This window comes from Alphaproteobacteria bacterium, from assembly GCA_040905865.1.
Classification (GTDB): Bacteria; Pseudomonadota; Alphaproteobacteria; order UBA8366.
On the sequence record JBBDQU010000081.1, the window covers coordinates 60630 to 72651 of the forward strand.

At 61.3% G+C, this 12022-nt stretch carries 12 protein-coding genes and 1 tRNA gene; 1 reads left to right on the forward strand and 12 read right to left on the reverse strand.

The window, feature by feature from the left end; genetic code table 11:
- Positions 1-8 precede the first annotated feature (8 nt).
- The 12 genes from WD767_19175 to rplU all read right to left on the reverse strand — a co-directional run bounded on the left by WD767_19175 (position 9) and on the right by rplU (position 11353).
- Positions 9-992, reverse strand: coding sequence for a divergent polysaccharide deacetylase family protein (locus tag WD767_19175; GenBank protein ID MEX2618216.1), 984 nt, complete (start codon positions 990-992; stop codon positions 9-11).
- A 262-nt stretch (positions 993-1254) separates the two neighbouring features.
- Positions 1255-2508: a S41 family peptidase gene (locus tag WD767_19180; GenBank protein ID MEX2618217.1), complete on the reverse strand. Its 1254-nt coding sequence runs from the start codon at positions 2506-2508 to the stop codon at positions 1255-1257.
- Between the two features lie 50 nt (positions 2509-2558).
- Entirely contained in the window at positions 2559-3809 is a 1251-nt protein-coding gene (locus WD767_19185; GenBank protein MEX2618218.1) for a peptidoglycan DD-metalloendopeptidase family protein, read from the reverse strand.
- Positions 3796-5343 carry a 2,3-bisphosphoglycerate-independent phosphoglycerate mutase gene (gene gpmI, locus WD767_19190; protein ID MEX2618219.1) on the reverse strand — a complete coding sequence of 516 codons (1548 nt, stop codon included), beginning with the start codon at positions 5341-5343 and terminating at the stop codon, positions 3796-3798. Before gpmI ends, WD767_19185 begins: the two co-directional genes overlap by 14 nt.
- Before the next feature lie 82 nt (positions 5344-5425).
- Positions 5426-5884: a 23S rRNA (pseudouridine(1915)-N(3))-methyltransferase RlmH gene (gene rlmH / locus WD767_19195; protein MEX2618220.1), complete on the reverse strand. Its 459-nt coding sequence runs from the start codon at positions 5882-5884 to the stop codon at positions 5426-5428.
- The gene (gene rsfS / locus WD767_19200) at positions 5885-6337 is read right to left on the reverse strand and encodes a ribosome silencing factor (GenBank protein ID MEX2618221.1); all 453 of its coding nucleotides are present in this window, start codon (positions 6335-6337) and stop codon (positions 5885-5887) included.
- A 39-nt stretch (positions 6338-6376) separates the two neighbouring features.
- Positions 6377-7072, reverse strand: coding sequence for a nicotinate-nucleotide adenylyltransferase (locus WD767_19205; protein MEX2618222.1), 696 nt, complete (start codon positions 7070-7072; stop codon positions 6377-6379).
- Positions 7073-7131: 59 nt separating this feature from the next.
- Positions 7132-8418, reverse strand: coding sequence for a glutamate-5-semialdehyde dehydrogenase (locus tag WD767_19210; protein ID MEX2618223.1), 1287 nt, complete (start codon positions 8416-8418; stop codon positions 7132-7134).
- A 12-nt stretch (positions 8419-8430) separates the two neighbouring features.
- Positions 8431-9558: a glutamate 5-kinase gene (gene proB / locus WD767_19215; protein ID MEX2618224.1), complete on the reverse strand. Its 1128-nt coding sequence runs from the start codon at positions 9556-9558 to the stop codon at positions 8431-8433.
- Entirely contained in the window at positions 9555-10613 is a 1059-nt protein-coding gene (obgE, locus tag WD767_19220; GenBank protein MEX2618225.1) for a GTPase ObgE, read from the reverse strand. The genes proB and obgE overlap by 4 nt, the downstream gene beginning before the upstream one ends.
- 68 nt (positions 10614-10681) lie before the next feature.
- Positions 10682-10936 carry a 50S ribosomal protein L27 gene (gene rpmA / locus WD767_19225; GenBank protein MEX2618226.1) on the reverse strand — a complete coding sequence of 85 codons (255 nt, stop codon included), beginning with the start codon at positions 10934-10936 and terminating at the stop codon, positions 10682-10684.
- Between the two features lie 6 nt (positions 10937-10942).
- Complete coding sequence (rplU, locus tag WD767_19230) at positions 10943-11353, reverse strand: 50S ribosomal protein L21 (protein ID MEX2618227.1); 411 nt, start codon at positions 11351-11353, stop codon at positions 10943-10945.
- A gap of 244 nt (positions 11354-11597) precedes the next feature.
- Between rplU and WD767_19235 the strand changes: the two genes are divergently transcribed.
- Positions 11598-11687: transfer RNA gene (locus tag WD767_19235), tRNA-Ser, on the forward strand.
- Positions 11688-12022 lie beyond the last annotated feature (335 nt).

A 12022-nucleotide genomic window follows, 5' to 3' on the forward strand; every position in this document is an offset into this window, starting at 1 on the left:
CGGCCCCGTCATTTCAGTTTTTGGCGATTGACCACCGCCGAGATCGGCGCCAGGGCCAGTCCCATCTCGTTGAGCCCGCCGATCCAGCGTTTCAGGATTCGCAGCGAAACGGGATAAGGATGCGCGATGACGACGGCGGCGCCTTGCGACCTGGCAATCCGCTCGACCACCGATAATTGTTGTTCAATACTGGCCCGGCTGGCGACGGCGTCCACCGTTGTATTGCTGACCGCAAGAGGCAGTTTCAGGCCTGGCGCAATCGACGTAATGGTGCTGACAGTCCGGTCCACCGTATCGACGAACAGCAGCCCCCTGCTCACAAGCTCGCGGAGCACCGGCTGCAGCGCAACCGCACTTCCGGAAAAGCGGTCACCCTGGACATTCGTCACGCCGACATATCCCGTCATCCGGCTCAGTATCCAGTCGAGCCGGCGTTTGTTTTCGTCCGGTCGCAAGCCGGTCATCAGGCCGAACGGTCCCGGGTCATTCCGTGGATATCCCAGCGGCTCCATCGGAATATTGAGAAGCACTTCATGCCCGGCTCCGCGCGCCGCGTCGATCCATTCGTTCAGCTTGTTCGAAAACGGCTCGAAGGCCAGCGTGACTTCGCCAGGCAATTCCTGGACGGCGCTTTCCGTGGCATTGAAGGACACCCCCAGACCGACGATGACAACGGCGACACGCGGGCGCTTTTCCAGTGCGTTGAACGGTCGGGAATAGACGCGCCAGGGCTGGCGGCCATCCTTACCGATAACCGGCAGCATCCCGATGTCGGTTTTCTCAACCAGTTGCGGATCCGGATGCGGATGCAGGACCGTCGGCGCGGCGCTGGCGGACTCCGGAATTTGCGGCGTGCGGTTCCTTGAACTGCTTTTTGCCCCTGCCGAATCGTGAGCGGCGTCTCGTTCCGGCGGTTCGTCGTTGGCCAATCGTGACGATGACAGCATGCGGACATTTACCTGCGGCCGGGCAGCCCGCATTTCATCGGTCACGGCATCCGACGAAAATTCCAGCCAAAGAATGATACCCAGCAAAGTGACTACCGTAAGCCCTGCAACGGCAAGAAGCGTGTAGAGGGGCAGCCGTTTCTGGAATTCGCTCGGTTTCAGATAGTCGTCGACATCGGAAAAATCGTCCGATTGCGCAGAATCGGACGAATCAGCCCCCTTTCGCTTCCAGGGAAGCGGAAGGGGGAATTTCGGCAGTGACGGCAGCTTGCGTGAAAGACTGACCAGAGCGTCTCTACCTCAACGGTTAATTGGCGGCTTGCTCACGGTAAAGCGCGATTCCCTGTAACAGGTCAATCGCCCTGACCAGTTGGTAATCGAAGGGCTTTTCGACCGCGTCCGATTCAGTTGCTTCTACTGTACCCTCCGGGGTTTGGCTTCCTTCATTCTCATTCCGCAATGACCCCAGCAAATCCCTCTCCGAGCGGCCGGGTCGATTATTGACCAGGGGTTCGAGCTTCGATGGCGTCACTTCGATATCCGGTTCAATGCCAAGGGCCTGAATGGACCGGCCCGACGGCGTATAGTACCGCTGCGTCGTGAGCTTCATCGCGCCGCTGCCGCTAAGCGGAATAATCGTCTGCACCGACCCCTTCCCGAAACTCTTGGTTCCCAGGACGATCGCCCGCTTGTGATCCTGCAGAGCGCCCGCGACGATTTCCGACGCGGATGCGGACCCGCCATTGATCAGCACGACAATCGGCAGCCCCTTGGCGAGATCACCCGGCCGGGCGTGAAACCGCTGGCTGTTTTCCTCGACACGCCCGCGCGTGGAAACAATTTCGCCCCGGTCCAGAAAATCGTCGGAAACGGCGACTGCCTGATCCAGCAATCCTCCCGGATTGTTTCGCAGGTCAAGAATATATCCGCGAATATTGCCTTCGCCGATTTCCTCGTTCAGTTCGGCCAATGCTTCCTGCACGCCCGTATCGGTCTGCTGGCTGAAAGTGGTCACGCGGATGTAGCCGATATTGCCTTCCGCGCGGTACCGAACCGATTTGATGCGGATATTGTCGCGCGTGATCGTGACATCGAAGGGCTCGGTATCCTTGCGCAGGATCATCAGCTTGATTTCCGTCCCGACCCGCCCCCGCATTTTCTCAACGGCCTCGCTCAGATTAAGGCCCTGAACCGTCACGCCGTCGATTTGCGAAATAAGGTCTCCCGGTTCAAGCCCGGCCTTGTGCGCCGGCGTATCGTCGATCGGCGAGACGACCTTGACGTAGCCGTCCTCCATCGTCACTTCGATCCCCAGACCGCCGAATTCTCCCTTGGTCTGCACCTGCATGTCGCTGAAGGTCTTCTTGTCGAGGTAGCTGGAATGGGGATCCAGACTCTGCAACATGCCCTGGATCGCCGCCTCGACCAGTTCCTTGTCGGAAACCTCTTCGACATACGATGCCCGGACACGTTCGAACACGTCACCGAACTGTTCCAGTAACCGGTAAATTTCCGTCTTGTCTGTTTTTTCCGGCGCAGCGGCAAATGCCGGTGCGGACATAAAATAAGCCACGACCCCGACAGCAAGGATCGTTTTGCCAAATATCGCTTTCATCCACGCACCTTTTGATTACCAGCCGCTAGCCACGGCGATGGGTTGATCGGTTGACCGTTCCGGCGAAGTTCCAAATATAGTGTTGGCTGGCCATCATTTCGAGGGCCCATTGCACCAATAGGCTCACCGGCCAGGACCCATTGGCCGGCATTCGTATCGATCCTTCCCAATCCGGCCAGCAATGTATGATATCCGCCCCGATGCTCGATAATGAGGATTTGCCCGTAATTGCGAAACGGGCCGGCGAAGACAATCTTTCCGTCGAAAGGCGCCACAACCTGCCCCAAAGGCCGCGCCTCCAGCCGGACACCCCGCGCCGTATTCCCGAAATCGAGCGATTCGCCATATCGGCCCACAATCTGCCCCGCAATTGGCAGCGTCACAGGCCCGTTTTCGGGGAAATCCCGCAGGCCGACAGGCGGTTCGGTCGCATTTCTGCCGGCCTCGGGCGGTAATGCCGCTTCCTGCGGCTCCGGCGGCGGCGGGCGCAATGCGGGGCGGGGCGGGCGCGGCGCGTTTGCAGGAGTCTGCAGGCGCGCCATCAGGTCCTTTATGTCGCCGGCCTTTGCCGCAAGGGCGCGCATCTTTTCCGCATTCTCCCGGTAAGCCGCATCCGTATCCCGGCGCAATGCATTCTTGCGGTCCAGCAGCCGGCGCAATCTCGCGCGCTCATTGTCAAGCGAATCGCCGGCCCTGCGCAGGCTCAGTAACTTTCCCGCGATGTCGCGTTTCACCATGACCAGCCCTTCAATCTCCCTGGACAGGTCTTCGACACGTTCGCCCATGCGCGGCACCGCAATCCGCAACAACAGGGCGCTGTGCGCTATATCGGCAGGCGTCCCCCTGGAGAACATGATCGCCTGCGGCGCATTCCGGGACAACCGCGCCAGTGCTCCCAGGGTACCGCCGAGTTGCCGCCGCTCGGCGGACAACGCCTCCTCGCGCTGCTTCGCATCCTCGACCAGATTGGCCAGTTGCGTCTCCAGGTGGGTCAGCAGGCCTTCTTTTTCCTGGGCGCCGCGCGCCGCCTCTATCATCTCCCGTCGTATCAGGGCCGTCTCCAGCGCCAGTTTCCGGCTTTGCTCCTCCAGTTCTTGCTGTCTGCTTATTTCGCGGCTGATCTGTTCTTCGACCTTTTCCAGCTGCCGCTCCGGCTTTTCGGCCGCGTACGCCGCCGCACCGCCCGACAGGATGGCCAGCAGCGCCGCCGGCCAGAAGGTTATCCAGCCAGATCTATACCGCCGCACGCGCCTCTCCGGTTCGCTTGATCAGGGAATTGCCGGTCATCTCCGGCGGCTGCCTGACGGCCATCAGGTCCAGAAGTGTCGGCGCCACATCGCCCAGACCGCCATTCCGGACGCACGAAACGGAAACCGCGTCGCCGACAACCAGAATCGGTACCGGGTTTGTCGTATGCGCCGTATATGCACCGCCGTCATCCTCATCAACCATCAATTCGGCGTTGCCGTGATCGGCGGTCACCAGCATCATGCCGTCGGCGGACCGTACCGCCGCCACCAGACGCCCAAGGCACGCATCGACCGCCTGAACCGCCTGGATCGCGGCGTTCAGGTCGCCGGTATGACCGACCATGTCGGTATTGGCGTAATTGACGACGATAAAGTCGAACTGCCCGGACGCAATGGCGGCTACAAGCCTGTCCGTTACGGCCGGCGCCGACATTTCCGGCTGCAGATCATAGGTCGCGACCTTCGGCGAGGGCACCAGGATACGCTCCTCACCCGGGAAAACGGCTTCCTCGCCGCCGTTGAAAAAGAACGTCACATGCGCATATTTCTCGGTTTCGGCAATTCTCAGCTGCTTTTTATGCGCCGCCGAGACCACCTTGCCGATTACGTTTTCGATACTTTCGGCGGGAAACAATGTCTCAAGCCGGTTATCCAGCGTGGCGGAATAGGACGTCATCCCGACAGCTGCCGCCACGGAGACGATCTGACTGCGCGCGAATCCGTCAAAATCCGGCTCGAGCAGCGCCGACAAAATTTCCCGGATCCGGTCCGCCCGGAAATTTGCGGAAACAACGCCGTCCCCGTCCCGCATTCCGTCATATCCGTCAATAACCGTCGCGCGGACGAATTCATCGGTCTCGCCACGGGCTTGGGCCTGCTCGATCGCCGCACGGACATCGGCGGCGGCTTCGCCTGATCCCGACATGATAGCTGCATAGGCCTGCGAAACCCGGTCCCAGTTCCCGTCGCGATCCATGGCATAATACCGTCCGGTCACGGTGCCGATAACCGCCCGTGGCGCCGCCGCCTGGAAATCCGCCAGATACCCCGCCGCGCTGGACGGTGGCGTATCCCGGCCGTCCAGCAGGGCGTGCACCACAACGGGAATGCCGGCATCCGCCAGTATATTGGCCAGATGGGCGATCTGGTCCTGATGCGAATGAACGCCGCCGGGAGACATCAGCCCCAGCAGATGGGCCTTCCCGCCGCTGGCTTTCAGCGCAGCAGCGAATTTTCGGAATGCCGGTAATGTCCTGACCGTGTCATCGGCAATCGCAGCGTCGATCCGCGGAAGGTCCTGCAGGACAATGCGCCCCGAACCGAGCGTCATGTGACCGACTTCCGAATTCCCCATCTGGCCGGAGGGCAGTCCGACAAAACCTTCTGAGGCTTCCAGTTGCGCATGGGGATATTGCGCCATAAGCTCATCCCACACCGGCGTATTCGCCAGAGCGATGGCGTTGTTATCGCGCCGGGATCGAATCCCCCAGCCATCTAGTACGCATAGAACAACGGGACGGGGTACACTCACATCAATTCTCAGTCATTCATCGAAAAAAGCTGCACCGAATATACAGGGATCCGGGCCGGATCGAAAGCCGCGCGGGACATCGTCAATCCCGGTGATACGGGTGGCCGGCCAGTATCTGCTGGCTGCGGTAGATCTGTTCGGCCAGCATGCCGCGCACGAGAAGATGGGGCCATGTCAGCCGACCGAAGGACAACAACAGGTCGGCGCGGTCACGAACCGATTCGTCCAGCCCGCCGGCGCCACCGACCACGAAGGCGATACAGGCCTGGCCCTCGTCCCGCCATTGCGCTATCCGGCCCGCCAGTTCGCGGCTGGTGAGTGTCTCTCCACGTTCGTCCAGGGCGATCACCACCGCGTCTGCCGGAATCGAACGCATCAGCAGGGCGGCTTCACTCTGCCGTTGCTGCGCCAAGGGCAGTTTGCGGCGCTCTTCCACCTCGTTGACCTCAAAGGGCCAGCGCACCTGTCTGGCGAAATTTTCGAACAACGCGCGTTCGGGCCCCTTGCGGGCGCGGCCGACAGCGCACAGCAACAGACGCACCTAGGCCGACTGGGCTGCGGAGATCCGTTCGGCGGAACCATGTGGCGCGTCCGCCATTTCGGGCATTTCAAAGCTCCACAACTTTTCGAGATTATAGAATTCCCGCACTTCCGGACGGAACAGATGGACAATGACATCGCCGGCATCCACCAGGACCCAGTCGCCGCGATCCTGCCCTTCGACCGTAGCGCCCTTTAATCCGCTGTTTTTCAGAACGGATATGAGGTGTTCTGTCATGGCGTTTACATGCCGGCTCGACTGGCCTGATGCGATAACCATAAAATCGGCGATGCTCGATTTTCCGGTCAGGTCTATTACGACAACATCAGCCGCCTTGTCATCATCCAGCGATTCTTCTATTACCTTCAGGACCTTGGCAGGTGGCAATTGAGTCTTGATCTTCCTCGGGATGGCGTTTTTCCTCTTGTAAATCCGCGTTTTCAGGACGGGCATGTCGTCATTTTCACCAAATTGCACTGATTGACTTGGAAATCAAGCCTTCGTCGCGGATTCGGCCGCCCGGCGCTGGGCCCGTATCTGCGTCGATGACGCCTGGTGCAGGCGCGAGTGAAAGAATGTCCAGGCCGGGGGAGTCATATTCGCCAGTGATGCGGCCGAGCGTGACGGAAGCCGGATTCGCGCATAGCGATGCGCCGCCTTGCCCGCCAGGGCCAGCATCGAATAGGACGGACGGGCAAATACCGCGACCGGAACGGTCTCGAAAATCAGGTTCCAGTTCCGCCATTTTGGAATTTGCGCAAGGTTGTCCGCGCCCATCAGCCAGACAAGACGGGTCCTCTGGCACCGCTGCTGCAGGCGGCGCAGCGTATCGAGGGTAAAGCGGGTGCCGAGTTGCACTTCGATATCCGATACCCGGATGCGCGGATGGCGCGCAACCTTCCTGGCAAATTCAAAGCGTTCCTCGAAGCTTGCCATGCCGTCTGCCGGCTTCAGCGGATTTTGCGGCGACACGACCCACCAGACCTCATGCAGGTTCAGGTATCGCAGCGCCAGCAGGCTGATATGGCGGTGCCCTTCATGGGCCGGATTAAAGGAACCGCCCAGCAAGCCGATCCGCCGGCCGGAAATGCGCGAAAGCGCATAAATATCGCGACTCGTCGGAGCGCCGACCCGGCGCTCCGGTTTTTCCGTAGCGGTCGTTTCATGGCTTTGGACGGATTCTGGCATTGAATCTCTTGGCACTGGCGGTCGGACCCTGGAAAAATTGTCGGGAACGGACGCGCACGCTACGGCCGAATTTGGCCGTCACCACGCACAACATATTTGAACGTCGTCAGTTGTTCCGCGCCAACCGGACCACGCGCATGGAGTTTTCCCGTTGAAATACCGATTTCCGCACCCATTCCGAATTCGCCGCCATCGGCGAACTGCGTCGATGCGTTGTGCATGACGATAGCACTATCGACACCCGCGAGAAACAGTTCCGCAACCTTATAGTCATCGGTCACAATCATGTCGGTATGGTTGCTGCCGTAGCGGTTGATATGCGCGATGGCGTCACGCACGCCATCTACGACCTTCACCGAAATGATCGCATCCAGGTATTCGGTCGTCCAGTCGGCTTCGCTCGCCGGCGCGATACGGGGATCGGCCTGGCGCGCCGCTTCGTCGCCCCGAACGACGCAGCCGGTCCCTGTAAGGTCATCGACGATTGCCGGTAATAGTGCCGCGACCCGCGAACGATCGATCAGCAGCGTTTCCGCCGCGCCGCAAACCCCGGTCCGCCGCATCTTCGCATTCAGCACGATGTCACGCGCCATCTGCGGCTGCGCCGCCGCATCGACATAGACATGGCAGATTCCTTCAAGATGGGCGATCACCGGTATCTTCGTTTCCGCCATCACCCGCTCGATCAGGCTGCGGCCGCCGCGCGGAACGATGATGTCGATAAACTCGTGCATCCGCAACATGGCGCCGACGGCGGACCGGTCACGCGTCTGCACGAGTTGCACGCAATCTTCCGGCAGTCCCGCGCGCCGCAGCCCCTGGCGCAGGCAATCCGCAATCAGGCTCGATGAATGGAGGCTGTCCGACCCGCCGCGCAGAATCGCCGCGTTGCCCGATTTGATGCACAACCCGCCCGCATCGGCGGTCACGTTGGGACGCGATTCGTAGATGATGCCGATCACGCCGATCGGCACGCTGACGCGGGTAATCCGCAATCCGTTCGGCCTTACCCGTTCGTCCAGTACGCGGCCAATCGGGTCGGGAAAACCCGCCACATCCTCCAGGCCAGCAGCCATTCTCTCGATCCTGTCTTCCGTGAGGGTCAGCCGGTCCCGGAACGACTCCGACAGGTTTCGCGATTCGGCATGGGCCAGATCCTTGCGGTTCGCATCCAGGATTTCGTTCCGGCGCATCCGTATCGCCGCGGCGGCAAAACGCAGCGCATCGTCTTTCGCGGCGCCATCCGCAAGGCCCAGTATCCGGCCGGCTTCCTTCGCGGCGGCGCCGATGCGGCGGATTTCCGTTTCGATACTGTCTTCAGTCTGACGCGCGGCTGTGGCGGTCATGATCTCCTCCCCTCAGTCAAGCACCAGATCGTCACGGTGAATGACTTCATTCCGGCCACGATAGCCGAGTATTTCTTCGATTTCACTCGTCTTGTGTCCCGCGATCAAAAGGGTATCCGCGCTGGAATAGGCGGACAAGCCGCGGCCCAGGTCGCGATTGTCGGCGGAAATGATCGTGACCAGATCGCCGCGCTCGAACCGGCCCGACACGCCGGAAACCCCTGCCGGCAGCAGGCTCCGCCCGCTTTTCAGCGCCTTCACCGCGCCGTCGTCTATGTTGAGGGACCCTTTCGGCTTGAGCGAACCCGCGATCCATTTCTTGCGCGCGCTGTGGGGCGTCGCCTCGGCGATGAACCAGGTACAGCGTCCGCCATCGGCGAGCGCCTGCAGGGGGTGCGCCGGCCGGCCATCGCCAATCAACATGTGGCAACCGCCTGCCAGCGCAATCTTCGCCGCCAGCAGTTTCGTAACCATTCCACCGGAAGCGTAACCGCGCAGCACCTTGCCCGCCATCGCCTCTACCGCTGGCGTTATCGCCGTGATTTTCGCCATATGGGTCGCCGACGGATTTGTCCGCGGATCGGAATCGTACAACCCGTCGATATCGGACAGCAGCACCAGCACCTCCGCGCCGACCATCGCGGCAACCCGCGCCGCCAGCCTGTCATTGTCGCCAAACCGGATTTCCTCGGTCGCGACCGTGTCGTTCTCGTTGATGATCGGCACCGCACCAAGGTCGAGGATCTGCCGCATCGTCGCCCGCGCATTGAGATGCCGCCGCCGCCGCTCCGTATCGTCGAGCGTCAGCAAAATCTGCGCCGCCGTGATGCCATGGGCCGACAGTGCCTCCCGATAGGCATGCGCCAGTTGAATCTGTCCGGTGGCGGCGGCCGCCTGCTTTTCCTCCAGCCGCAACTCGCGGCCCGTAATATTGAGATACCGGCGACCGACCGCTATCGCACCCGAGGACACGATCAGAACCTCCTGACCCGCGGCACGGCGCGCGGCGACATCCGCCGCCAGCGTCGCCAGCCAGTCATGACGGATCAGGCCATTGGCCTCGTCGACCAGGAGCGCCGAACCGATCTTGACCACCAGTCTTTTGGCTCCGGTCAGACGATTGCCGGCGGCGTCGGTCATGGCGCCCACCCGGCTTCCGCGGGATCGGGATCGGCGAATTCTTCCGCTTCGTCCGTATCCGCGGCCCGGCGCTGGCGGATATGTTCGTACAGCACGCGCAGGACATCCGTCACGCCGCGCCGCGACACGCCGGACAGCACGACCACCGGCGCATCGGTTATCGCTACCAGGGCCAGCCGCTTCTGCTCCAGGTCCTTCTCGGACAGGGAGTCCGACTTGTTCAAGCCGACGATTTCCGGCTTCTCCGACAGTCCGCCGCCATAGGCTTCCAGTTCCTGGCGCACGGTCCGGTACGACGCGCAGACATCGTCCGCCGTACCGTCGATCAGATGCAGCAGCACGCCGCAGCGTTCCACATGGCCGAGGAACCGGTCGCCCAGCCCAAGCCCTTCATGCGCGCCCTCGATCAGCCCCGGGATATCGGCCAGTACGAATTCGCTTTCGTCGACCGTCACCACGCCGAGATTCGGATGCAGCGTCGTGAAGGGATAATCCGCGATTTTCGGGGTCGCGCGGGACGTCACCGACAGGAAGGTCGATTTTCCGGCGTTCGGCAGCCCGATCAGCCCCGCATCGGCAATCAGCTTCAGCCGCAGCCAGACCCACATTTCCTCGCCGGGCCAGCCGGGATCGGCGCGACGCGGCGCCCGGTTGGTCGCACTTTTGTAATGCAGGTTGCCAAAGCCGGGGTCGCCGCCGCGCGCCAGGGTCACCCGCTGCCCGGGTTCGACAAGATCGGCGATCAGGGTTTCCCTGTCCTCCGCCAGAATCTGGGTGCCGACAGGCAGTTTCAGCACGACGTCCTTGCCTGCGGCGCCCGTCCGCTGGCGTCCCATGCCGTGATGTCCGGTCTCGGCCTTGAAATGCTGCTGGTAGCGGTAGTCGATCAGCGTGTTCTGGTTCTCGACCGCAACGGCGACAACATCGCCGCCGCGGCCCCCATTACCGCCATCGGGACCGCCGAATTCGATGTATTTCTCCCGCCGGAACGACATACAGCCGGAGCCGCCATCGCCGCTCCGGAGGTATATCTTGGCCTGATCGAGAAATTTCATGGGGATGTCCAACAAAAAGGGGGAATGGCTAACCATCCCCCCGGATAAAACGCCTATGCCGGGGCGCGTTACGCCGGCGGCACCACCGATACGGTTGTGCGGTCCCGGGTCTTGTGGAACTGCACATTGCCGCCGGTCAGGGCGAACAGCGTATGGTCCTTGCCGATGCCGACATTACCACCAGGGTGCACCTTGGTGCCGCGCTGGCGCATGATGATGTTGCCCGGCACGACGGGCTCGCCGCCGAACTTCTTGACGCCCAGACGCCGGCCCGCGGTATCGCGGCCGTTTCTGGAGGAACCGCCTGCCTTTTTATGTGCCATGCCGTCTTACTCCTCGGTTTTCGCTTCGGCCGGGGCGTAGCCCGCATCAGCCGATGCTTCTTCTGTCTTGGGGGCCGGTTTCGCCTTTGCGGCCTTTTTCTTGCCGTCCGCCATGATATCGGTGATCCGCAGAACGGTCAGATTCTGGCGATGGCCGTTCTTGCGGCGGTAATCCTGGCGCCGCTTCAGCTTGAAAACGATAACCTTCTTGTCGCGCTTCTGTTCCAGCACGGTCGCCGCCACAACGGCGCCCGCCACCGTCGGCGCGCCGACGGTCTGGCCATTGTCATCGCCAACCATCAGGACTTCTCCGAGATTCACCGAATCCCCGGGTTCGCCGACCATTTTCTCCACCGCGATAACATCGTTTTCAGCGACCTTGTACTGCTTGCCGCCGGTTTTTATGACTGCGTACATCTTAGACTTCTTCCTAAGGCCCCAGGGGCGCCGGCGCCGGATATGGGCGTTCGGTTGCCGGGGTCGATATAAAAACGGGCCATATCCGGCCCGCAGAAAAGCGACGCGCACTATACAAGCGAAGGCCCGCAAGTCAACGCCTTTACGCGCTTTTTGCCGGATTGTCGCGAACGATATTCCTTTGCTTGCAGCAAGGCAAAGTTTTCATTAGGTTCCCCGCCGACCCGTCCAGTGGACGAATCGTGGAGAGATGCCGGAGCGGTCGAACGGGGCGGTCTCGAAAACCGTTGTGCGCGCGAGCGTACCCAGGGTTCGAATCCCTGTCTCTCCGCCAGTTTTCAATGACTTAGAGTGCCAACATCGCAAAGCTGTCATTCCTCCCGTTAGCGTTCTGCAAATTCATTTAAGCAACAAAATGATCTGACGACGCAAATACGTCAGCGGCCGAGAAGCAGATCGGTGGCCAGATCAGTGAAGCTTCAATCGACGAGGAGGGCGGACGATGGTTCTACGAGGTCGAGGTCCAGACCGTTCAGGGTGAGTGCGAGATGATGATCGACGCGACAACTGGCGAGATCGTGACCGGGCATAAATTGAAGTCCACGCTCGCTGCCCTAACAGGCTGCGGAAAAACGCAATGTTACGGCCCCTATCCGCTTGAGAGCAGGC

Bases quoted from the DNA above. Each gene is read 5' to 3' on its own strand.
- WD767_19180 (MEX2618217.1), bottom strand. From the start codon at position 2,508: ATGTCCGCACCGGCATTTGCCGCTGCGCCGGAAAAAACAGACAAGACG.
- rsfS (MEX2618221.1), bottom strand. From the start codon at position 6,337: ATGCCCGTCCTGAAAACGCGGATTTACAAGAGGAAAAACGCCATCCCG.
- WD767_19205 (MEX2618222.1), bottom strand. From the start codon at position 7,072: ATGCCAGAATCCGTCCAAAGCCATGAAACGACCGCTACGGAAAAACCG.
- WD767_19210 (MEX2618223.1), bottom strand. From the start codon at position 8,418: ATGACCGCCACAGCCGCGCGTCAGACTGAAGACAGTATCGAAACGGAA.
- proB (MEX2618224.1), bottom strand. From the start codon at position 9,558: ATGACCGACGCCGCCGGCAATCGTCTGACCGGAGCCAAAAGACTGGTG.
- obgE (MEX2618225.1), bottom strand. From the start codon at position 10,613: ATGAAATTTCTCGATCAGGCCAAGATATACCTCCGGAGCGGCGATGGC.
- rpmA (MEX2618226.1), bottom strand. From the start codon at position 10,936: ATGGCACATAAAAAGGCAGGCGGTTCCTCCAGAAACGGCCGCGATACC.
- rplU (MEX2618227.1), bottom strand. From the start codon at position 11,353: ATGTACGCAGTCATAAAAACCGGCGGCAAGCAGTACAAGGTCGCTGAA.